Here is a 22,541-nt window from a genome sequence, read left to right as displayed (position 1 = left end):
TGACACTTTCGTTAGTGTCGCGCAGTTTCCTGCGGCGTAGTAAGAACTGATCCTGTCATGCTTAAAAATTTCCTTACCGTTGGCGGCTGGACAATGCTCAGCCGTGTTCTTGGCCTTGTTCGGGATCAGCTTCTGGCAGCTTTTATGGGTGCAGGGGCATTGCAGGATGCCTATCAGGTGGCATTTCGTCTGCCTAACATGTTTCGGCGCTTGTTTGGGGAGGGTGCATTTAACGCAGCCTTTGTGCCTTTGTTTTCTTCTGTAATGACGCGAGAAGGCAAAGAGGAAGCACAGCTTTTTGCACGCAGGGCCTTGGGCGTTATGCTGGTCTGGCTGGTATTTTTATGCGTGCTGGGCGAAATTTTTATGCCGCAGGTGCTTAAGGTTATCGCTCCCGGCTTTTTACAAAGTGGGGATAGATACGCTCTAGCCGTCAGCCTGAGCCGTATTACCTTTCCTTATCTGGTGTTGATTTGCGCGGCAGCGCTGCTGGCCGGTGTTCTTAATGGTTTGCACCGGTTCGGTGTGGCCTCGGCGGCTTATCTGGCTTTCAACGTAGTGGGTATTGCAGCCATTCTGCTAGCTTCACCCTTTTTGCCGAATGTTGCTTACGCTGCGGCATGGGGGGTAACGGCATCGGGCGTTGCACAACTGGGGCTGCTGTTCTGGGCGTGTGAGCGTGCGCATTTTGGCCTAATGCCTTTGTGGCCAGCCCTTACGCCCCGTATCCGCCTGTTGCTGCGCCGTATGGTGCCGGGGCTGATCGGCAGTGGTGTTGGGCAGATTAACCTTACTATTGATACCATTATTGGCACACTGCTTCCGGCAGGCAGTGTTTCCCTTATGTATTTTGCGGACCGGATTAACCAGTTGCCTTTGGGGGTTTTGGGGGCGGCGGCTGGTACCACGCTTTTGCCTGTGCTCACGCGCCATTTAGCAGCAGGAGAAACAGATGCAGCGCACGCAGCGCAAAACCGGTCTATTGAATATGTTCTGCTGCTCACACTTCCGGCTGTAGCTGGCTTGCTGGTATTGGCAGGGCCGATCATGATTGTTCTGTTCGGCCACGGATCTTTCACCGAGCATGATGCACTGCTTTCAGCGCAATCCTTGCGGGCTTATGCTATTGGCTTGCCCGCTTTTGTGCTTGTGAAAGTTCTCTCTCCAGCATTTTTTGCACGCGGGGATACGCGCACACCGGTTTACATCGGTATTGGCGTGCTACTGCTTAATTTTGTGCTTAATCTACTGTTCATGAAGCCTCTGGTTCATATGGGGCCACCTTTGGCCAGTAGTTTGGCCGCTGTTATAAATGTGGCTGTGCTGGCTTTTTTACTTCGGCAAAAAAATGCACTGTTCCTTGCTCCAGAACTATTGGGTGGCATTGCTCGGGTTGGCCTAGGGGCGGCTGTTATGGCGCTGCTGCTTGTTGGCATAGAAACCTTGCTGCCGCTGCCCATGCATTTTCTTATGCGGTTAATATGGCTGACCGTTATGGTAGGGGCCGGGGGCATATTTTATGCCGGTATGTTGCACATGCTGGGCGTTATAGACTTGGCAGATCTGCTGGCGGGGCTGCGCAGGCGCTTAAACCGTAAGCGCACCTAACGGGCATAAAAAATAAAGGGAGCCGGGGATGGTTGAGATTGTACTGGCGCACCAGGTGGATCTGGCAACATGGCGGGCCGCTACACGCCATTATGTGCAAAAACAGGTGCTCCCCGAAAGCATAACTTGGCGTGTAGCGGGCAAAGGGCAAACACCTTGGGTGCTGGAAGCGCCAGATTCCGCCGATAATGACGCGCCTCTTAACCTTCCGCGTAAGTTGGTAACTGCCGTGTTGGAAGCATTGCAGGCGCATCATCCAGGGCGTTTTGAGCTTTTATATCGTGTTGTTTACCGCTTCACGCATGGCTTGCTGGATATGGAAAATTTACGGGAAGATCCGGATATCCAGCAGCTTCGAGAGCTTGTGCAGAGCGTTAAGCAAGAAACGGAGCAGTTTCGCCTAGCTTTTTCGACATTCAGTAATCAACACCAAAGTAAAAGCCTGCAATACACACCGCAGAACTACATTGTGGAAGCAAATGGACGCTTCTGCATAGAGCGCAATGCCCAACCATGGGAGGTTATGACACCTTATCGGCGGATGTGGTGGGATGGAAACCAACTGCATTTTGCCGCAGGTGAGGCTGAGGCCGCGCATGTTTCTGCGGATATGTGGCAGGCGGACGGGCAGGGCATGTGGCAGGGGTATCCCAACACAGTGCTGGTGCCTACGCTAGAGGATGTTGCACAGGCGGCTTCTCTCACGTCTTTGTCTGCAGAGGCCATGGACTGTAGAGCTTGTTCTTTATGGCAACCTGCCAAGCGCACGGTTTTTGGAGAAGGCGTAGAAAATACGCCTCTGATGTTTGTTGGGGAACAGCCGGGAGATCAGGAAGATCTGGCAGGCCGTCCATTTGTTGGGCCAGCAGGGCAGGTGTTTGATAAGGCGCTGGAAGAAGCAGGTATTTTACGGAATCACATTTACGTGACAAATGCGGTAAAGCACTTCCGCTTTACATGGAGAAACAACAGGCGCCTGCATCAGAAGCCAGATCAGGAGTCTGTCGAGGCCTGCCGAATCTGGTTGGATGCAGAGCGTAGGCTAGTACAACCCAAGCTGATTGTTATGTTAGGTGTTACGGCAGCGCAGAGTCTTCTCAAGCGGCCTGTTACCATCTCGCGCGAGCGCTCTCGCATCTTCCAGTTGAATGAGCAGTGCTCGGGGTTGGTCACGGTGCACCCGTCTTACTTGCTGCGCTTGCCGAATGAAGAGGCCAAAGCGCGGGAATATGCACGCTTTGTAGAAGACTTACGTCTGGCACATAGTTTTATAACGCAGCAGTCAGACTGAGGAGCGTGAGCGTTTGCTACCACTAACAGGCTTGTTCAGGCGCTGGTGTAGCTCTTTGCCCGTTTTAAAGAAGGGAACGAGCTTTTTGCCAACCTGAACCTGCACCCCTGTTTTTGGGTTGCGGCCAACGCGTGGGTCACGCTCTTTTACAGAAAATGCACCAAACCCACGTAATTCTACGCGGCTGCCTTCCGCAAGGCTGCTGGTAATGGTGCCAAATACAATATTTACAAGTCGTGTTGCTTCTTTCAGCTGAAGATGCGGATTTTTTTGCATCAGGGCTGTAATCAGCTCGGATCTGGTCATCTTAAGTTCTCCCACCCGGCTGTTGTGTGTACAATAATTATACTCAGAACATTCCGTAATGATGAAGAAGACGTCAAGATAGAAAAGTCTGACGGTATGAACCAGAGAAATACCGCCAGACCTTTTTAGTCGTCAGTTTCTACAAATTTATGCTGTAGGAGACTTCTTGCGGCGGCCACGGCCACCCTGTTCTTCTTCATCCCCAGCGGCATGAATTTTACGGCCAAGGCCAATTTCACGAGCCAGAGTAGAGCGGCGCTCTGCGTAGTTAGGGGCTACCATCGGGTAGTCTGCGGGCAGGCCCCAACGTTCACGGTATTGTTCAGGTGTCATGCCATAAGCGCTCTGTAGGTGGCGCTTCAGCATCTTCAGCTTTTTCCCGTCTTCCAGACAGATAATGTAATCCGGGAATACCGAGCGCTTTACCGGCACTGCTGGCTGAAGTTTTTCCGGCTCATTCTGCGGATGTTCAGCGGTTTTCAGTGCCTGATAAATATCACGGATCATGCCCGGGATAAGTGCAGGGTCTGTCTGGTTATTGGAGACGTGTGCGGAAACGATCTCTGATACCAGATCAAGAAGGGGAGAGTAGTCCTGGTTCTCACTCATGATAAATCCAATAGGAATTTGGTGTGAATATCTGCACTCCATACTCCTTTAACTGTAGTTTGTGAATGGTGAACTCACAATTTCAGCGCATAATTGTCCATAAAAGAACATTATTGGAAGCAATGCAGAAAGTTTTGCTCATTTCAAATAATAAACAAACGGTAATATTTCGGCTCTCTGTAATCGTGTGTTCGGGTTTATTGTTCTGCTTAGGGCTGTGTGCTCGTTTTATGTAAACGCAGAAACATCACTTAAGGTTGCAAGAAATATCCAGTGCCATAATTTTCTAAAATGTTTGGTTTTTACATAAGTTCAAAGTAAAATATTATGATGGAAGACAGATACAGCAAAAATTACACATATTTATCAGAAAAAATTAAGAATAAGAGCTACTGGAATATTTCTGTTGAGAGGGGCGGTGGTATATAAAAATAAAAAAGCCCGCCCCTAAAAATGGGAGCAGGCTTTTTATTGTGAGATATTTGGTAATGCGAGAATATTTACCGAATACCTAATTCACTCATAAGAAAATCACGGAAAACAGCTACGCGTTTAGAGCTGCGCAGTTCTTCCGGATAAACAAAATAAGCATCTACAGTTGGAGTGGTAATTTCCGGCAGGATCTGAACCAGATCTGGAAATTCTTTTGCTGCGTAAGTTGGAATGGACCCAATGCCCAAGCCCGCAGCAATAGCAGAGGCCATAGCAGCCATGCTGTTAACTTCTAGCCGAGCAATTTGCGTGCTGCCATCGTTGCGGCAGGCTTGGGCCAGCCAGTTAACATGCGCAACCGGAGGATGGTGTTCACCAAATAACACCAATTGATGTTCTTTGATTTCCTCCAGAGATTTTGGCATGCCGTATTTCTCAATATAGAGAGGGGCAGCAAAAATTGGCAGGCTAAAATCCGCCAGGTGGCGTTGGATCAGGTCTGGCTGTCTGGGTGCATGCATACGCACCGCCACGTCAGCCTCCCGCATGCCTAAATCAAGATCATTATCTTCCAAAATCAGGCAGATATCTATTTCCGGGTTATCTGCCATAAAGCGATGAAGCCGCGGCATAAGCCAACAGTTACCAAAGCCGGTGGTTGTGGTTACGCGCAGCCGCCCGGCTGCCTTTTCCTTACTTTCTGTCAGCAGTGTTTGCGTCATTTCCAGTTTGGAAAAGACTTCGCGCACGGTTTTATGAAGTGTTTCACCCTGTTCCGTTAGGATCAGGCCGCGGGCGTGCCGATGAAAGAGAGGAACCTGAAGGACGTCTTCCAGCGCAGAAATCTGCCGTGATACGGCAGATTGGCTGAGGTTGAGCACATCCCCCGCGTGGGTAAAGGAACCGGCTTCTGCCACTGCATGGAAAACCCGGAGTTTGTCCCAGTCCACGCATGCCTCCTGCAAATTGAATGAAGTTACAAAAACACAGCCGTGTTTTATGCGGTGTATTACGTGCAGGAATTGGCTCCCTTGGTCAAGGGATGAAGCCGTTTTCTGTTAAGTTATCAGGCTAAACCAGCAAGATAGCGTTCTGCATCCAGCGCTGCCATGCAGCCAGTTCCTGCGGCTGTTACGGCTTGGCGATATGTTTTGTCCTGCACATCCCCCGCGGCAAAGACTCCGGGTACAGAAGTGCGTGTGGTGCCGGGTGTGGTTTCAATATACCCTTCAGCATCCAGCGTAAGCTGATCACGAAAGATAGCTGTGTTGGGAGCATGGCCGATTGCAATAAATACGCCATCGGTGGGGATGGTCTGTTTGCTTTCACCTTGCGTATTTTTCAGTCGGACACCACACACTGTTTCAGGCGAGCCATCAGACAGAATGTCTTCCACAACACTGTTCCAGATAACGGAAACCTTGGGGTTTGCGAAAAGCCGGTCTTGCAGAATTTTTTCAGACCGCAAGCTATCGCGCCGGTGAACCAAGGTAACATGCGCAGCATGGTGGGTGAGATACAGGGCTTCTTCAACAGCAGTATTGCCGCCGCCCACAACCACCACATTTTTCCCGCGGTAGAAAAAGCCATCACACGTGGCGCAGGCAGAAACACCAGCACCTTGTAAGCGTTTCTCGCTTGGTAGGCCTAGCCAGCGGGCCTGTGCACCTGTGGCAACAATAACTGAACGCGCTTTGTAAATGGTGCCCGAATCACCTGTGAGCAGGAATGGTGAGCCCGCTTTGAAATCAACAGATGTAATAATGTCGTATTCAATACGTGTGCCCACATTCTGCGCTTGTTCAGCCATTTGTTCCATCAGCCACGGGCCTTGGATGGCTGTGGCAAAACCGGGGTAGTTTTCAACTTCCGTTGTAATGGTGAGCTGGCCACCTGGTTGCAGCCCGGCAACCAGAACAGGAGAAAGGTTGGCGCGTGCCGCATAGATAGCAGCAGTATACCCGGCCGGTCCTGCGCCAATAACGAGCAGATCAGTTGTAATGGTTTCAGCCATATTGGCAGCGCTCCCGCATATGGAAATCAGGCATACAGGCCGCTATTGTGGAAGCAGCCTGCATATAACTGTTGGAAGCATATGGCTGCCACATGGGTTTTGGGCAAGGGTGTGCCTCTTTAGGTGTTTGCCGCCAGATGTGGTGCGTGGCATATACTCGCCCGAGTTGAATTGGGGTGCATGCCTCTTGTGCAGGATGGATCAGGAAACGTGACAGATCTGGACGCAGTTGATCTTCGCATTGTGGCAGAGCTTCAGAATGATGGCCGCATGACCAATGTGGAGCTGGCCCGCCGTGTCGGTATTTCAGCGCCTCCGTGCCTGCGTCGTGTCCGGCGTTTGGAAGAAGAACGCATTATCCGTGGCTATCATGCAGAGCCTAATGCTGCCGCTTTGGGCTGGCCCATTACCTTTTTTGCGTTGATCGGGCTGGAAAGCCAGAAAGAGGCCATTCTGTGCAGTTTTGAGCAGCAACTGGCCCAATGGCCAGAAGTGCGCGAATGCCACATGATTCGTGGGGGAGGCGATTTTCTGGTTCGTTTGATTGCGCGTGATGCCGCGCATGAAAACCTGCTGACCCGCCAACTCACAGAAGCACAGCACGTGATACGTGTGCAAACTTTGCAAACCATCCGGACAAGTCTGGAGCGTTGGGGGGTGCCGGTGCAGGTTGAGGAGGAAGGGCAGACCCCGTGACAGACCATCAAACGGTTTCAACAGAAACCGTTGCAAGAGGGCCGGATATTAGCGTGGTTGTGCCATGCTATAACGAATCGGAAAATGTGGCGCCTCTTGTCAAAGCTCTGGAACAGGCGCTGGCGGGCAGGCGGTGGGAAGTTATCTTTGTAGATGATAATTCGCCCGATCACACAAGCCAGCGTGTGAGAGATCTGGCGCGAAATAATGCGTGTGTGCGTGGTATCTGCCGCATAGGGCGGCGGGGCCTTTCATCAGCAGTTATTGAAGGTGCGCTATCTTCTTCCGCGCAGGTGGTGGCGGTGATGGATGGAGATCTTCAGCATGACGAATCACGCCTTGGCGCGCTGATAGATGCCGTTCTGAACAATACATGTGATGTTGCAGTTGGGAGTCGGCATGTAGAGGGTGGCAATAATGCGGGTTTGGCTAATGCGTGGCGGCATGCGCTCTCTGATGGGGGCATTTGGCTTGCGCAATGCTTTTTGCCAGTAAAGCTGACAGACCCGATGAGTGGTTTTTTTGCGTTAAGGCAAGAAACATTCGCCGCAATTGCCCCGCGTTTATCTGGCACTGGTTTTAAAATTTTACTGGATTTGTTGCTTTCTGCCGCCAAGCCCTTGCGCGTGCAGGAGGTGCCTTGTGGGTTCCGTCCACGTGTGGCGGGGGAAAGCAAGCTGGATGCATTGGTTATGCTCCAGTTTGGTGCGCTTCTTTTAGATAAATTTGCTAAAGGCTGGGTGCCTTTGCGGTTTGTCGCCTTTTGTATGGTCGGGCTGGCGGGCGTTGGCACAAATCTTGCCGTTATGCAGTGCGCTCGGCTTGTGGGGGCGCATTTTTCTATGGCGCAGGCCATTGGCACTGTTGCCGCCATGATTCTGAATTTCTTTTTGGATAACAACTTCACGTATCGTGACAGGCGCTTGCGTGGGTGGGCGTGCATGCGCGGGCTTGTTCTTTTCATGCTGGTGTGTTCGGTGGGGGCATTGGCGGATGTGGGTATTGCCCGGATGATTTACGGCCAGAATCATATGCCGAATGAGGCAAGCTTGGCTGGTGCTATTCTTGCCGTGGTGTGGAATTACGCCATGTCTTCAACTGTTGTCTGGCGCTCGTGACTGCAAAAATTTCAAACCACAATCGTGGTGTATGGATGTGCCTGGTAGCACTAGGGCTGCTCACATTGTTCCGGCTGATTCTGGCCGCATGGATTCCGCTTTCCCCAGATGAAGCCTATTATCGCCTCTGGGCATTGGCTCCGGCTGCGGGGTATCTTGATCACCCCCCCATGGTGGCGCTGTGGATGCGCATTGGCATGTTTTTTGCGGGAGATACCGCTGAAGGCCTGCGTTTTATGGGGCCAGTTTCTGCGGCTATCGGCACGGTTTTGTTGGTGCAGGCCGCGCAGCAATGGCTGCAATCTCAGAAACTGTTTGCTGTCAGTGTCGGCAACGGGTTTGTAACGGCTCTTAAACCCGGAATTATATTAAACTGCACATTAGCTGTGGGGTTGGGCACTCTGATCATGACACCAGATACCCCTCTGGTGTTTTTTATGGCCCTGCTGCTGTGGAGCGTAAGCAATCTGCTTTCTGGCAGGCATCCAGCATTCTGGTTGCTGGTAGGTCTTTCTGCCGGGTTGGGGTTTGATAGCAAATATACGGCTCTTTTGCCTGTAGCTGGTTTAGGCATGTGGTTGCTGGCAACACGTGCAGGCAGGCAATGGTTACGCACTCCATGGCCTTGGCTTGGTGCTGTAGTGGCAATGGGATGTATGGCGCCGGTGGTTGAGTGGAATGCGACACACCACTGGGTTAGCTTTCTTAAACAAGGAGGCCGAGCAGGGGATTGGCAGCCCACCCGTATGTTCACCTTTATGGGGGAATTGCTGGGCGGTCAGGTTGGTTTGGCATCTCCGTTTATTTTTGTGCTGTTCGCGGTGGCCATAAAATATTTGCTCAGGCTGCGTGATCAATTTGCCCAATTACTGCTCTGCATGGTTTTGTTGCCTGCGGCTGTTTTTTTGCAGCACGCTATAGGTGCGCGCGTGCAGGCAAACTGGCCTGTTGTGCTGTATCCAGCGCTTGCCTTGTCTGTTGTGTGTGTACCGTATCGCTGGTGGAAAGCAGCCTGCGCGCTTGGCGCTGCCATGTTTGTTGTTGTGGTTGTGCAAGCTTTGTGGGCTCCTGCACATCTTTCGCCCCATTTTGATATGACGTTACGGCAAATGGGCGGCTGGCCTGAATTTGTGCAGACCGTAGAAAAGCAGATTCCACCTGATGCCCTGCTGATTGCAGATGAATATGGGCTTGCGGGTGAACTTTCTTTTTATGCCCAGAATCGCAAAGTGCTGGCGGTTGAACCGAGATGGCAGTTTTTTGCGTTCCCACATTCTACATGTGGAGCGGAGGGGTATTTGCTGCGCAGCCACAGGCGGCATGATCAACCTGACCCAGCACTTTTTGATGTTCTCTCTCAATATCCAGATATTTCACGCAGCCGCCGGGGATCTGTGGCCGATAGTTACGCAGTTTATCGTGTAAGATTGCGTTGCTTAGGCGGCGCTACGGTGCGGGAAGACACTGCGGTATTGCCCGCCAATAAGCGTTAGACCCGCGGCCTCTGGTTGAGTGTTGTTTGCACCGGGCAGGCAAGGCAGGATACGCTGCATTCTAGTTTTTATAGTCAAGAATAACAGGAAACATACCTCAATGGCATCATCCTTACAGGTTGCGGTTCAGATGGACCCTCTGGAGCACATTAACATCCATGGGGATTCAACCTTTGCGCTTATGCTGGAAGCTCAGAAACGCGGGCATGCCCTGTATGTGTATGAGGTGAATACGCTGGCATTGGGTGAAGGGGCGGCGGAACCAGAGCAATCTTCCAAAACTCGGGTAACGGCTTTGATGCGGCCTGTGACCGTCCGGCGGGAAGAAGGAAACCACGCCACATTTGGTGCACCAATGCGCCAGTCATTAGGTGATATGGATGTGGTGCTGATGCGGCAGGATCCGCCTTTTGATATGGCATATATTACAGCTACGCATATGCTGGACCACGTGCATGGTATTGGGCCGGGCAAAGCTTTGGTGGTGAATGACCCGCGCTGGGTGCGTGACAGCCCTGAAAAACTTTTGGTAACCCACTTTCCAGATCTGATGCCGCCAACATTGGTAACATGGGATATCGAACAGATTCGAGCTTTCCGAGCCAAATGGCACGATATTATTGTAAAGCCACTTTTTGGGAATGGCGGGAGCGGCGTTTTCCGTATCCGTGAAGATGACCAGAATTTAAATGCTTTGCTTGAAATGCATTTTGCACGCTCGCGCGAGCCGCTGATGATCCAGCGTTATGAACCCGCTGTAACAGCCGGAGACAAGCGTATTATTCTGGTGGACGGAGAGCCCGTAGGCGCAATCAACCGTGTGCCATCGGGGGAAGATCACCGGTCAAACATGCATGTAGGCGGTGTGGCTAAACAGATCGGGCTGAGTGCGCGTGACCGCGAAATCTGCATGGCTATTGGCCCATTTCTGAAAGAACATGGCCTGATTTTTGTGGGAATAGACGTGATTGGCCAGTATTTAACAGAAATTAACGTCACTTCTCCTACTGGCCTTCAGGAGTTGGAACGTTTTGATGGAATCAATGGCGCAGGCGCAATCTGGAACTGCATCGAGCGTAAACTGCACGCCGCGTGATCTTCAGTCTTTGCTTTTTTCCTGTGCAGGAGGTTCGTCCTGTTTGCTTGCCGCTTCCAGATCAGCCAAGGGCGTGTCCTTTCCAAAGCGGTTGTCTAGCCATTGAAATATCGATTCACGGAAATAGTAGGCACCAATACTAATCCAGACAGCGATGGCGAAGATGGCGAGAAGAAATTCTAACATGGCTCTATATTAACACTATCTATTGCACTGTTGCAGCGTAAAAGGAGTATATGCCCTTACACAAGGGCGCTTTTGTGACGCGTGCCTTGTGCAGAAGAGGAAGACCTTTTGTGGCTCTTGAAGAAATGTCCACCAGCAGGCAGAGAGAGGACATGAGTGACGTTCTCCAAAATTATCCTTCCGGCGGGGGGGATAGTCCCGCGCCTCCTCCTTCCCGTTCGGCACTGGATGCGGAGGCTGTCAAAGCCGCCTATCGTCGGTGGGCAAATGTGTATGATGTTGTTTTTGGCGGCATCTCCCGGTTTGGGCGTTTGCGTGCTGTAGAAGCCGTAAATGGTCTGCCCGGCACGGATGTGCTGGAAGTGGGGGTGGGCACCGGCTTGGCGTTGCCTCATTACCGGGCAGAAAAGCAGATTACCGGCATTGATCTTTCTGCCGATATGCTGGCCAAGGCGCGTGAGCGTGTGCAGCGTGATAAGCTGACAAACGTTAACGGCCTGTTGGAAATGGATGCCGAAGATACGAAGTTTGAAGATTCTTCCTTCGATATCGCCGTGGCCATGTTTGTGGCTTCTGTGGTGCCGCATCCACGCCAGTTGCTGCATGAACTCAAGCGCGTTGTGCGTCCCGGTGGTTATATTCTGTTTGTAAATCATTTTCTGGCCCCCGGTGGTGTCCGTGGTGCTGTCGAACATGCGTTGGGCCGGGCCTCCCACTCCTTGGGGTGGCATCCTGATTTCGCAATGGAATCGTTGTTACCAGCCGAAGATATCCGGCGTGCCTTTATTCAGCCTGTTCCGCCATTAGGGCTGTTTACTTTGGTCACCCTAGAAAATCTGCCTGCATAACCTGTGCGCTCCTGCCAAGGCAGGGGCGTTTCTTCTGCGTGGCAGAAAATGGTATTTGCGCGTATGTAACGTAAATACGATGGAACAGTTTTATGCCGTGCCACGCGCCAAGGGCGTAGGGCTGCATGATGCCAGTAAGAAATTGGAAATTGGAGCATGATGGTCGCCCATAACCAGAGCCAACAGAATGAGACATCTGGAGATGGCATGCGTGTTGCCAGAAAAGGGAACGGCACGGGGGCTGCTTACGTGGTGCTGGCTGCTCTGGCGGCATTAGCTGGCGGAGGTGCTTCTACACTTTCTGAAATGGGCATGATGCCAGCAACAGCCGGATGGCATGCTGTTGTGCAGGCCCATCCTGTTCTTATGCTTTTATATGTTGTTGTTCCGGCTTTGCTGGGGGGATTTGGCTCCTTATGGCTGCCGCGTGCCGTGCAGCGTTCGGGTGTATTGCTGCCGCGGTTGAATGATGCGGGTTTTCTATGTGTGTTTGCTGGAGCCGCGCTGACGGTTACAGGGGCTGAGCTTAAAACCGCTACGTTGCTGTGGTGTGTAGGCACGTTGATGACAAGCATGGCCCTGTTGGCAACTGTGTTTGATAGCCGCGCCGATATGGATGAACGCAAGCCATTCTCTCCTTTTGTGTGGGGAGAAATGCTGGCGGCCGCTGTTATGCTGCTTACGGTGCCTGTTATGGCCGGGCAGATTGTTAAACATTGGCATGATGCAACTGCGGTAAATGTAGAAAGCTTTGCTGGCCCAGTAGGGCTAGTTGTGCTGCTTGCCGGCTTTGGTGTGGTATTTGAAATTAGTGCCCGCGTTGGCAAGTTTTCTGAAAAACCTGTTGCGTTTATTATGGCTGCCGCCGCTGCTTCTGGCGTTGTGGCATGGACCAAAAGCGTTTTTATGCAGGGCACGGAAAGTGCTGGTGCCATGCAGGTGGGTAGCACCATGCTGGCTCTGTGTTCCTTTGCGGCCACCTGTCTGGCTGTATTGTGGCTGGCAGGTGCATGGAATGCCCGTGCCACACTTCGTGTACCTTTGCTGTGGGGCTTGGGTTTTATGAGCGTGGTTTCTGGTGGTTGGCTTGTACAACTTGTGCAGGGGAATGGCCTGCATTCTGCGCTTCAGCTTGGCGCTCTGTATGTTGTGTGCGGCGGTTTTTATCTGTGGCGTGGTGAGGAGTGCGGATATTGGTATCCGCAGCTTATGGCGTATCTGCATTTTGCCTGTACTGCTGTAGCTACGGCCTTGGTATTTGTGCCGGGTGCACAAATGGCAAGTGGTGCATTTTTTGGTTTGGCAGCCCTGTGCTTTATTGGAGCTGTGGTGGTGAGCTTTCGGCGTAACCAGCAGGCAACAGCACATTGTGCGGCAATGCCTGTTCAGGTTTCCAAGGGATACCGGGCATGAGTGATAGCGTGGCAACAGCTTCCTTGGAAGCAACAGCGGAACGTCGTCCGCGGTTTAAGGCCGATCAGGTTGGCACCCGTGCGCGAGATTGGATTCAGCTATTAAAGCCACGCGTAATCTCACTGGTTGTTTTTACAGGTGCGGCAGGCATGATTGTCGCGCCCGGCCACATGAATCTCTTTGTGGCGTTGGTGACCATCTTTTGCATCTGCATGGCCTCGGGTGCGGCCGGTGCCATCAATATGTGGTATGACCGCGATATTGATGCCGTAATGCAGCGTACTATCACCCGCCCCATTCCGGGCGGGCGTATTCCAGAAAACGAGGCACTGGCTTACGGAGTAGGGCTTTCCTGCCTTTCCGTGTGTTTGATGTGGATGGCAACCAATACGTTGGCTGCTGGTATTCTGGCGTTTTCTATTTTCTTTTACGCCGTTATTTACACAATGTGGCTCAAGCGCTCCACGCCCCAGAATATTGTTATTGGCGGTGCGGCTGGCGCATTTCCGCCCATGATCGGGTGGGCAGCGGTAACAGGCCATATGGCCGTTCTGCCTGTTGTAATGTTCGGAATTGTCTTTTTCTGGACACCTCCGCATTTTTGGTCGCTCTCTCTGTATGCCTGTAAGGACTACGGGCGCGCAGGTATTCCCATGCTGCCAGTTGTGCGTGGTGCGCGGCATACACGTTGGCAGATCTTTATTTACACACTGGTACTGCTGGCTGTTTCTCTGGTGCCATCCTTCATGCATCTGTGCGGTTGGCTTTATACGGTTACAGCTTTGGTGCTTGGCCTTGGGTTTGTGGCATGTGCGGTGCGCGTGTTGTTGGAACCGCAGGATGCACAGGGTGTAAGCCTAAAAGGGGATAAAGCGGCCCGGATTTCCTTCCGCTTTTCTCTGGCTTACCTGTTCTTTCTTTTTTGTGGTCTGCTGGCAGATCACTTCCTTCAGGCATGGGTGTAAGTGGTATGAATGCACAGCAGGATGGTCTGCTTGAGCAGACAGAAAAGCACAAACGGCAAAAAGAACGCGTGCGTACTATGCTGGGGTTTATGATGGTGCTGGCGGGTATCATGTTCGGGCTAACTTTGGTTCACCCGTAAGGTTTAGCTGTTAAAGCCAAACCATACTTTCTCATCCCAGCGCATAGATAAGCTCTTAGCCTTGCTTTTGTGCAGGGCTTTGTGCGTTTAGAAGCGTATCTTTGCTGATATCTATGCCCTGTGTGCGCAAATGGATGAGATCCGCTTCCAGCTCTGCCAGTTTACGTTTCTGCCAGAACAGAAAAAACACACCAAAGCAGATTGCTAACGTAACACTGCATGCAGTCAGAACTTCAAGCAGCAGCATAATAGCATATTCCCCGGTAGGTATCAGGTAGGCAATAAAAAGCCCCGCCCTTTAAGGTTAAAGGGCAGGGCTACAAAATGCCAGTGCTTACTGACGGGTTTGCTGTATGGCGGAAAGAAGCCAACGCCCCCCACGAGAAGGCCGGGTAAAGGTCCATAGCTCGGTAATGTTCACCGGCTCGGTCGAACTGCCCTGAATAACCTGCCCAGTGGCATTGGTTGTAAGGTCAATCAGGCTGTAGCGCATGGCAACAGTTGCAAAATCCATGCCGTTTTCACGCCATGCTTCTGCCAGATCGCCTTGGATGAAATGCACATCCGAAACAACATTACGGGCCCCTTGGCTGGCAAGGCTAGAAAGCTGCTCGTTAAAGTAAGAGACCATTTCAGGTGTGGCCATTTGCTGCATGGCCGGAATATTCTGCTGGTTCCACGCTGTTTGGATGTCCATTAGCGTTTGCTGGAAAGCCTGATAATCCGCAGTATTAATCTGCAAGGAGGCATTTCCACCACCGGCAGAAGGCATTGCCCCAGGCGTTATACCCGGTGCATTGGCTACCCCGCCTGAACCCATGGCAAAATGGCTGCCACCAGAGCTTTTGTTGCCAGTGAAACGCCGCACCAGCCACATAACAATCATAACAACAAAGGCAATCTGGATCATCAACCCGATCAGGCTGAAGAAGCTGTGCATACCACCCAAAAAGCCGTGCCCACTCAATAGGCCGAACAAGCCAGCCCCCAAAAACCCACCAGCAAATCCGGTTAGGAATGGGTGCCGAACACCAGGCTGAGCAAAGGGTGCCGCCGGACGTGCAAACGGTGCTGTTTGCGGCCCATAGTTAGGGGAAGGCGCGGTGCGCGGCGTAATGGAACGTTCCATTGGGGCCGCACTATAAGGTGCCGTGGGTGTGGGTGGGGGCGCGCTCCATGTTCTGCTGCCACGGCTACCCATAGAGCCACCTTGGCCGGGGCGGGCATCAGCATGCAGGGCCAAAGGCCCGGCAAGAAGGCTGATGCTTAGGAAGGCAGTGAGAACAGGTGCAAAAATGCGGGGTTTCACAGAAAGAATAATCTCCGGCTGAGAGAGGTTATGCCCCGGCAATGCTTAGGGCATCTGTACGTAATGTGGGGGCGTCCGTGCCAAAACGGAAGTCCAGATCATGAGCTAATGTAATGGACGCAAAAATGTCCAGAAGGTTGCCTGCCAAGGTGAACTCGGCAGCGGCTTCTGCAATCTTGCCATCGCGAATCATAAACCCAGAAGCACCACGGCTGTAATCACCGGTAAGGCCATTGATGGAAGATCCCATCATCTCGGTAATATAGAGGCCTTCCTTGATATCCGCCATCAGTTCGGTGGGAGAGAGTGTGCCGGGTTCAAAAAACAGATTGGTGGCAGACGGGCCGGGTGGGCCAGATGTTCCGCGAGAGGCATGGGCATTGCTTTGCAGCCCAAGTTGGCGCGCACTTCGGCTGTCCAAAATCCAGCTTTGCAAAGTGCCATTTTCTACCAGATGCAACGGTGCAACTTGCATGCCTTCACCATCAAACGGGCGAGAACGCAGGCCTTTTTTGCGGGTTGGATCATCCGTAATGGTTACGTTTTGGGCAAAAATAGTCTGCCCCAGTTTGTTCTTTAAAAAGGATGTACCACGCGCAATGGCTGTGCCTGTAATGGCTCCTGCAAAGTGCCCCAAAAAGCTATTTGCTACCCGCGGGTGAAACACAACAGGGTAACGGCCAGTACGGGGTTTAATGGGGTTAAGGCGTGCAATGGCTTTTTCACCAGCACTTTTGCCAAGTTCTGCCGCATCTTTCAGATCACGCAGCCATACTGTGCCGTGGTAATCGTAATCACGCTGCATGCTGTCACCAGCGCCAGCCAGCACGCATACAGAGTTGGAGTGCTGCGTACGGGTATAGCTTCCGGCAAACCCGGCGGATGTAACCAGATATACTTCTGTGCGCCCACAAGAGGCACTGCTACCGGCGCTGTTGGTCACGCCTTTTATGCCCAGAGCTGCTTCTTCTCCAGAGCGTGCACGGGCCAACAGTTCTTCGGTTGTAGGTTCAGCCGAATCTGCCAATTCCAGATCATTTTGGGTAAAGCGGCCTTGCTGGGCTAGTGGGTTAAGCCCGGCGTATTGATCTTCCGGCAGAACGCGGGCCATGGCCATGGCTTGTTCTATCAGCGCATCAAAGCGCGAAGGTTCCGGCGTGGTGGTAGAAAGAATGGCACTTTTTTTGCCAGCAAAAACACGAAGCCCCAGATCCGTGGTTTCAGATCGTTCCAGCTCTTCTGTCACGCCATTGCGGACACCGGCACCTGCCGCCACGCTGCGGACAAATACGGCATCTGCCGCATCTGCCCCAGCTTTGCGTGCGCGGGCAACCAGATCAGAAATACGGTCTAGGGTTTGTTCCGTCATGCTGCCAGTTTCTCCGTAATGATCTGCAAGGAAGGAATGTGCTCAATCGGGCCAAGAGCCGCAAGCGTGGGTGTGCCCGTAAAGATGCGCGATGCCGCACGGCAAATATCCCCAGCGTTTACAGCCTCAATTTTGCGGACAGTTTCGGCTGTGGGAATAATCCGACCGAAAATCTGCAACTGTCGTGCAATCTGTTCGCATCGGCTGCCGGTGCTTTCCAAGGACATCAAAAGCGAGGCCTTAAGCTGTGCCCGTGCGCGCACCAGTTCTTCTTCTGTAACATACCGCTGAATTTTGTTCAGTTCTTCCAGCGTTACGGGCACCAGTTCCGCACATTCCTTGGCGCCTGTGCCTGCGTAAATGCCGAAAATACCACCATCAGTGAACGGTGCATTGAAGGAATAGACCGAGTAAACAAGTCCACGTTTTTCCCGAATTTCCTGAAACAGGCGCGAAGACATGCCACCACCCAACACCGTGGAAAGCAGAAGAGCCGGAAAGTAATCCGGGTCTTCATATCCAAAGGAGGGAAAGCCCAGCACAACATGCGCCTGATCCAGTTCCTTCACCTGTCGGAATTCCCCGCCGCCATAACGAGCAGAGAGTGTTACCGGTGCAGAGGATGAGGACAGGTTGGCAAAATGCTGCTGCACACGCTGCACCACATCTTCATGGTGCAAGTTACCAGCGGCTGCCACAATCATGTTGTCTGTGGTGTAATGCGCTTTCATATAGCGCATCAGGGTTTCGCGGCTCATATCCCGGATCAGGCTTTCCGTGCCCAATGTTGGGCGGCCCATTGGTTGGTCAGGGAAAGCTGTTTCCTGAAAATGATCAAAAATCACATCGTCAGGCGTATCATTTGCCTGTCCGATTTCTTGCAGAATAACCCCACGTTCGCGCTCCATTTCCGCAGGATCAAACGTGGAGTTGGTGAGGATATCACCAATGATATCAACTCCCAGTCCCAGATTTTCCTTAAGAAGCTTGACGTAATAAACAGTCTGCTCCCGCGCGGTGTAGGCATTGATATGCCCGCCAACATTCTCGATTTCCTCGGCAATGCGCAGGGCGGAGCGGCTGGTTGTGCCTTTAAAGGCCATGTGTTCCAAAAAGTGAGAAACACCGTTTTCTTCTGCCGTTTCGTGGCGTGTGCCTGTGGCCACATAGGCCCCGAAAGAAACTGTTTCCACCCGTTCCATGCGTTCTGTCACAACAGTTAAGCCGGAGGGCAGGCGGGTAATGTTGATGGGGTCTGTCATTCTTGTCCTGAAAAAGAAAGGCCGCCGGGCAAGGCGGCCTGACACGGGAAAGTAAGATGTGGGGTGTTAGGGAGCGTTTGCCAGTACCGCAGCGCGCACAGCGTCCTTAATTGCGCCTTCGGTTGCCGGAACAGTGCGGTAACGTTCTTCGCGTTCAAACAGATCTTCCAAATGCACAGGCAATGCCGGATGAATACCCGTGGCCGCCACCATGGCATCTGGGAACTTGGCCGGATGTGCTGTGGCTTCTGCAATCATCGGCACGCCAGCCTGCCGGAATTTGCGGCCAGCCGCAATACCAATGGCGCTGTGTGGGTCTGCCAGATAATTGGACTGCTGGTGCAGGTTGCGAATTTCCGCTTCCGTTTGTTCATCATCCAGCGCAAGGCCAGAGAAAACGGTGCGGGCATTTTCCCACACTTCTTCAGGCACATCCATATGTCCTGTGGCGCGGAAGCCCGTCATGATGCGTGCGCAGGCAGCGGCATCACGGCCCAGAAGTTCAAACAGCAGACGTTCAAAGTTGGAAGACACTTGAATGTCCATGGATGGGGAAAGGCTGGGTACCACGCCTTTGATTGTCATGTCATTGGCGTTCAGGAACCGGGTGAGAATGTCATTCCGGTTGGAGCCAACGCACAGGTGCTTGATAGGCAGCCCCATTTTGCGTGCGGCCCAAGCGGCAAGAATATTGCCAAAGTTGCCTGTAGGCACAGCAAAGGAAACTTCACGCTCTGGGGCGCCAAAGTTTAAAGCCGCATAAACATAGTAGGGAATCTGAGCTGCAATACGTGCCCAGTTGATGGAATTGACGGCTGAAAGATGCATTTCCCGGCGGAAAGGCAGATCAGCAAACAAGGCTTTGACCAGATCCTGACAATCATCAAACGTGCCTTCAACAGCGAGGTTGGTGACGTTGGAATCCAGAACGGTTGTCATCTGGCGGCGCTGCACTTCAGAGGTGCGGCCTTTGGGATGCAGGATGATAACAGACAGACGGTCCCGCCCACGGCAGGCTTCAATAGCGGCAGAGCCTGTATCACCAGAGGTGGCGCCTACAATGGTGACGTGGTCATTCCGCTGGGTCAGCACATGTTCAAAAAGCTGGCCAAGCACCTGCATGGCCATGTCCTTGAACGCCAGCGTGGGGCCGTGGAACAGTTCTTGTACAAACAGCCCATCTTCCGCCTGCGTAAGTGGCACAATGGCTGGATGATCAAAATTGGCATAGGCCTTGGCGCACAGGCCGCGCAGTGTTTCCAGATCTATATCCGGTGCTGCAAATGGGGCCAGAACACGGGCTGCCAGTTCCGGATAGGGCAGGCCACGCAGGCTTTCCCAATCAGATAGCGAGAATTCGGGCCATGTTTCGGGCAGATACAGGCCGCCATCCTCGGCAAGACCGGTAAGCAGAACATCGGCAAAGGAAAGGACGGGAGCATTCCCGCGTGTGGAAATATAGCGCATGGAGAAACTTATATCCTGAATGGCGAACGCCGCGAAGTGTCCTTTTTAGGGGAAAAGCCTGTAGTCTTTATTGGGGTGGAGGCGTTGTGGGCAGCGTAAGCTGATACACCGTAATCGGCCATGAAATAGAAGGCGTTGCAGCACCAAACCCTACGCTGTGATCAAGCTGGCTGGCTGCTACGTACAAATGGCCGTGGCCATCCAAACCGGGCGTGGTGGGCCATTTCAGGCGCTCATCCATCACCAACCGGCGCGGAATGCGCCCAACTGTGTAACTCAGGATGCTACCTGTGGTGATATCAGACCAGTAAAGCGTGCCATCATTATCAATGGTCAGACCGCCCAAAGCGGGGGTTTTATACCATTGTGTCACGCCTTCTTCAAACGCTGCCGGAGTAACGTCCGGGTCCGTGAACAAAGAGGTGGAAACACGATACAGAAAACCTGCGGGTGGCTGCATAACAATCCATGTGCCATCCGGGCTTACGGCAATCATGCTGGTATCTACGGCAATGGCCTGACCATTCGCGTTTAGCAGCGGGCCTGTGGGGGTCTGGATCGGCTTAGTGGCGGTAAGGGCAGGGTGATGGTCCAGAAAACGCCGACCGGATGCAGATGGAATATCAATAAGCAACAGCCCAGCCACGCCAGAATCCGGCACATAAGCCGTGGTACCATGCACAGCAATGCCAGAAAGAATACTGCCCTGATGCAGCAGATTGGCTTCTATCGGCACTGTGTGGGTGACAGTGTTGGTAGTTGGGTCAATCTGGATCAGGCGCGGAGCCGCAACAGGTGGTTTTTCACGGTTCGGTACGCCGCTATCCAACACCCAGATGCTGCCATCTGCGGTGCGTGTCATGCCTGCAAGGGCTACAAAATGGGTATCGTTTGTGGCCTCACGGGTATTCCAGCCTGCATCTGGGTATGGGGCAAGGCTGCCATCAGTCTGCCTTACCCATAATTGCGGGCCTGTGTTGCCAACCCACGCAGGGGCTTCCAGCAACATCCGTCCATCCGGCAAGGGCAGAATGGCATCCCATATCTGTTGGTTGGACTGCATAAAAGGCACCAACGCAGACGCAGGGAGTTCCGGCACTTTGGGCATATGCACTGCCCATGCAGAGTTCCCGACAAAAGGAGAGAGCAGGGCAGCCGCCAGCATGGCACGGCAAACCGTGCGGCGCGGCAGAACAGAACGCAGGAAAGAATGCTTCATCAGGGGCGTCCGGTCAGAAATCTTGCAAACGGGTGAAAAATGAATGTGGCAGTCTCGGGGCAGTAAGGCGTTTATGCAAACGCGTTCTGTGCGGGGCGGATGCCCCGCTGCCACATTCAGGCATGAAGGAAAGAAACGTTGGCTTATGCGTCTTCCGCGCGTTCCACATAACGGCGCTGGATATGGGCCAGATAGGCCGAGGCATCCAGCTTGCGCCCTGTGGCGTCCTGTACAATCTGGGGCATGGAGGCGCTGCGTGCACGGCTATGCACGTTTTCACGCAGCCAACCCAACAGCGGCGTAAAATCACCTTTGGCAATGGCAGGCATAATTTGCGGCACCTGTTTGCAAGCGGCTTCTCGCAGTTGTGCGGCTGTTAAGGCGCCAAGAGTGTAGCACGGGAAGTAACCGAACAGCCCCTCCGGCCAATGAATATCCTGCAAGCAGCCGCGCCCATCATCTGGCACATGCAGCCCCAGAAGTGCATGGATGCGCTCATTAAACGCAGAGGGCAGGTCGGCCAGCGGTAAATCACCAGAAATTAGTGCTTTTTCCAGTTCATAACGTACCAGAATATGAGCCGGGTACGTGACTTCATCAGCGTCAACCCGAATAAAGCCTGGCTGCACGTGGGTGAGAAGCCGGTGAATATTTTGTGCATCCCAGCCAGCGGTGGTTGTGGGGACATCAAAAGCGGCCTGAAGTTTGGGTGCAAGCCACCCCGCAAAAGCGTTGGAACGGCACACCTGCATTTCCATCAGCAGAGATTGGCTTTCATGCAGCGTCATGCCCCCGGCCTGCCCAACGGGCTGAGAGAGCCATGCTGGCGGCAGGCCCATATCGTATAGGGCGTGGCCGGTTTCATGCAGCACACCCATCATGGCGGGGATGAAATCATTTTCATCATAACGGGTGGTCAGCCGCACATCATGCGTTGCCCCACCGCAGAAGGGGTGTGTGCTGACATCCAGCCGCCCACGCGTTACATCAAACCCAAGCTGCTGCATAAGCTGGCGGCCCAGAGCTTCCTGCCGCGGCACGGAAAATGGCCCAGACAATGGCGTAGCGGCGGGTAGGTTGTTCTGTTTTTCCAGCACTGTGCCAATCAGTTCAGGCAAACCAGCAGCAAGTTGTGTAAAAACCGGGTCTATATCTGTTTGGCGGGTGCCGGGGTCAAACGTATCCAGCAGTGCATCGTAAGGGGAGAGGCCCAGCTTTTCCCCTGTAGCAAAAGCAACTTCACGCGTGAGGCGTAGCACTTCAGAAAGCGTGGGAAGAATGGCTGCAAAATCACCATTCTCGCGTGCAGTGCGCCATACCATTTCGCAGCGCGCCGTGGCCTGCGTGCTGGCTTCCACCAGTTCTCCGGGTAAGGCCGTGGCGTGGGCGTGCAGGCGGCGCATTTCTTCCAGATTGGCGCGGCGCCAAACATCATCACCCGGTTCTGCCTGCTCTAGTAGTTCGGCAACAACTGGGGCAGTCAGAATTTCGTGGCGCAGGCCTTCCAGCATTGCCAGATTTTCTGCCCGACGTTCTGCTGCGCCGGAGGGCATGATCACCTCTTTATCCCAGCAGAGTATGCCGATGGCATCATTCAGAGAGGAAAGGCGGGCAAAGTGGCGTTCAAGGGAAAGATAGGCTTTATTCATGGCCTATATGGTAAAGCATACACGCCGCGCACGGAATGCACTTTCTGAGGC

At 53.0% G+C, this 22,541-nt stretch carries 22 protein-coding genes; 10 read left to right on the top strand and 12 right to left on the bottom strand.

All coding sequences use genetic code 11. The features are described from left to right. Positions 1-57 precede the first annotated feature (57 nt). On the top strand, positions 58-1,608 hold the full coding sequence (gene murJ, locus WG31_RS08750) for a murein biosynthesis integral membrane protein MurJ (RefSeq protein ID WP_063354275.1): 1,551 nt from the start codon (positions 58-60) through the stop codon (positions 1,606-1,608). A gap of 28 nt (positions 1,609-1,636) precedes the next feature. After that, positions 1,637-2,899 carry a UdgX family uracil-DNA binding protein gene (locus WG31_RS08745; RefSeq protein ID WP_063354274.1) on the top strand — a complete coding sequence of 421 codons (1,263 nt, stop codon included), beginning with the start codon at positions 1,637-1,639 and terminating at the stop codon, positions 2,897-2,899. On the opposite strand, the gene WG31_RS08740 is transcribed toward WG31_RS08745, so the two are convergent. The 4 genes from WG31_RS08740 to trxB form a co-directional block, all read right to left on the bottom strand. Beyond that, positions 2,891-3,205: an integration host factor subunit beta gene (locus WG31_RS08740; protein WP_035352595.1), complete on the bottom strand. Its 315-nt coding sequence runs from the start codon at positions 3,203-3,205 to the stop codon at positions 2,891-2,893. The two genes, WG31_RS08745 and WG31_RS08740, sit on opposite strands and share 9 nt — an antisense overlap. Positions 3,206-3,352: 147 nt before the next feature. Next, positions 3,353-3,856 carry a MucR family transcriptional regulator gene (locus tag WG31_RS08735; protein ID WP_006116515.1) on the bottom strand — a complete coding sequence of 168 codons (504 nt, stop codon included), beginning with the start codon at positions 3,854-3,856 and terminating at the stop codon, positions 3,353-3,355. Between the two features lie 458 nt (positions 3,857-4,314). Beyond that, on the bottom strand, positions 4,315-5,196 hold the full coding sequence (locus tag WG31_RS08730; protein WP_035352600.1) for a LysR family transcriptional regulator: 882 nt from the start codon (positions 5,194-5,196) through the stop codon (positions 4,315-4,317). 116 nt (positions 5,197-5,312) lie between these two features. After that, entirely contained in the window at positions 5,313-6,260 is a 948-nt protein-coding gene (gene trxB / locus WG31_RS08725) for a thioredoxin-disulfide reductase (RefSeq protein WP_063354273.1), read from the bottom strand. Between the two features lie 180 nt (positions 6,261-6,440). Here trxB and WG31_RS08720 point away from each other — a divergent pair, with 180 nt between their 5' ends. The 4 genes from WG31_RS08720 to gshB all read left to right on the top strand — a co-directional run bounded on the left by WG31_RS08720 (position 6,441) and on the right by gshB (position 10,663). Beyond that, positions 6,441-6,956 (top strand): Lrp/AsnC family transcriptional regulator, encoded by a 516-nt coding sequence (locus WG31_RS08720; RefSeq protein ID WP_035352683.1) that lies wholly within the window; start codon positions 6,441-6,443, stop codon positions 6,954-6,956. Next, the gene (locus WG31_RS08715; protein WP_006116519.1) at positions 6,953-8,074 is read left to right on the top strand and encodes a glycosyltransferase; all 1,122 of its coding nucleotides are present in this window, start codon (positions 6,953-6,955) and stop codon (positions 8,072-8,074) included. The genes WG31_RS08720 and WG31_RS08715 overlap by 4 nt, the downstream gene beginning before the upstream one ends. Before the next feature lie 35 nt (positions 8,075-8,109). Next, the gene (locus WG31_RS08710) at positions 8,110-9,567 is read left to right on the top strand and encodes an ArnT family glycosyltransferase (RefSeq protein WP_063354272.1); all 1,458 of its coding nucleotides are present in this window, start codon (positions 8,110-8,112) and stop codon (positions 9,565-9,567) included. Positions 9,568-9,667: 100 nt separating this feature from the next. After that, positions 9,668-10,663, top strand: coding sequence for a glutathione synthase (gshB, locus tag WG31_RS08705; protein WP_063354271.1), 996 nt, complete (start codon positions 9,668-9,670; stop codon positions 10,661-10,663). 3 nt (positions 10,664-10,666) lie between these two features. Here the strand turns inward: gshB and WG31_RS08700 are convergent, their stop codons facing one another. After that, the gene (locus WG31_RS08700) at positions 10,667-10,849 is read right to left on the bottom strand and encodes a hypothetical protein (protein ID WP_006116521.1); all 183 of its coding nucleotides are present in this window, start codon (positions 10,847-10,849) and stop codon (positions 10,667-10,669) included. 50 nt (positions 10,850-10,899) lie between these two features. Here WG31_RS08700 and WG31_RS08695 point away from each other — a divergent pair, with 50 nt between their 5' ends. The 4 genes from WG31_RS08695 to WG31_RS16180 all read left to right on the top strand — a co-directional run bounded on the left by WG31_RS08695 (position 10,900) and on the right by WG31_RS16180 (position 14,215). Then, the gene (locus tag WG31_RS08695) at positions 10,900-11,697 is read left to right on the top strand and encodes a class I SAM-dependent methyltransferase (RefSeq protein WP_006116522.1); all 798 of its coding nucleotides are present in this window, start codon (positions 10,900-10,902) and stop codon (positions 11,695-11,697) included. Between the two features lie 156 nt (positions 11,698-11,853). Then, complete coding sequence (locus tag WG31_RS08690) at positions 11,854-13,110, top strand: cbb3-type cytochrome c oxidase subunit I (RefSeq protein ID WP_035352611.1); 1,257 nt, start codon at positions 11,854-11,856, stop codon at positions 13,108-13,110. Continuing rightward, complete coding sequence (locus WG31_RS08685; protein WP_035352614.1) at positions 13,107-14,075, top strand: heme o synthase; 969 nt, start codon at positions 13,107-13,109, stop codon at positions 14,073-14,075. The genes WG31_RS08690 and WG31_RS08685 overlap by 4 nt, the downstream gene beginning before the upstream one ends. 5 nt (positions 14,076-14,080) lie before the next feature. Beyond that, complete coding sequence (locus WG31_RS16180; protein ID WP_255411703.1) at positions 14,081-14,215, top strand: hypothetical protein; 135 nt, start codon at positions 14,081-14,083, stop codon at positions 14,213-14,215. A 55-nt stretch (positions 14,216-14,270) separates the two neighbouring features. Here WG31_RS16180 and WG31_RS08680 read toward each other — a convergent pair whose 3' ends face one another. The 7 genes from WG31_RS08680 to WG31_RS08650 all read right to left on the bottom strand — a co-directional run bounded on the left by WG31_RS08680 (position 14,271) and on the right by WG31_RS08650 (position 22,490). Further along, complete coding sequence (locus tag WG31_RS08680) at positions 14,271-14,462, bottom strand: hypothetical protein (protein WP_063354270.1); 192 nt, start codon at positions 14,460-14,462, stop codon at positions 14,271-14,273. An 87-nt stretch (positions 14,463-14,549) separates the two neighbouring features. After that, the gene (locus WG31_RS08675) at positions 14,550-15,524 is read right to left on the bottom strand and encodes a Tim44 domain-containing protein (protein WP_063354936.1); all 975 of its coding nucleotides are present in this window, start codon (positions 15,522-15,524) and stop codon (positions 14,550-14,552) included. A gap of 28 nt (positions 15,525-15,552) precedes the next feature. After that, on the bottom strand, positions 15,553-16,893 hold the full coding sequence (locus WG31_RS08670) for a TldD/PmbA family protein (RefSeq protein WP_063354269.1): 1,341 nt from the start codon (positions 16,891-16,893) through the stop codon (positions 15,553-15,555). Further along, positions 16,890-18,155, bottom strand: a complete 1,266-nt coding sequence (locus WG31_RS08665) for a M16 family metallopeptidase (RefSeq protein WP_035352617.1) — start codon at positions 18,153-18,155, stop codon at positions 16,890-16,892. The genes WG31_RS08670 and WG31_RS08665 overlap by 4 nt, the downstream gene beginning before the upstream one ends. A gap of 66 nt (positions 18,156-18,221) precedes the next feature. After that, entirely contained in the window at positions 18,222-19,622 is a 1,401-nt protein-coding gene (gene thrC, locus WG31_RS08660) for a threonine synthase (RefSeq protein ID WP_063354268.1), read from the bottom strand. A gap of 67 nt (positions 19,623-19,689) precedes the next feature. After that, a complete protein-coding gene (locus WG31_RS08655) occupies positions 19,690-20,841 on the bottom strand; it encodes an L-dopachrome tautomerase-related protein (protein ID WP_035352620.1) in 1,152 nt (383 codons plus the stop codon). Positions 20,842-20,984: 143 nt separating this feature from the next. Then, positions 20,985-22,490 carry a carboxypeptidase M32 gene (locus tag WG31_RS08650; RefSeq protein WP_063354267.1) on the bottom strand — a complete coding sequence of 502 codons (1,506 nt, stop codon included), beginning with the start codon at positions 22,488-22,490 and terminating at the stop codon, positions 20,985-20,987. Between the last annotated feature and the right edge of the window lie 51 nt (positions 22,491-22,541).

This window comes from Acetobacter oryzifermentans (assembly GCF_001628715.1).
Lineage (GTDB): Bacteria > Pseudomonadota > Alphaproteobacteria > Acetobacterales > Acetobacteraceae > Acetobacter > Acetobacter oryzifermentans.
This window is presented reverse-complemented; position numbering and strand designations above follow the sequence as displayed.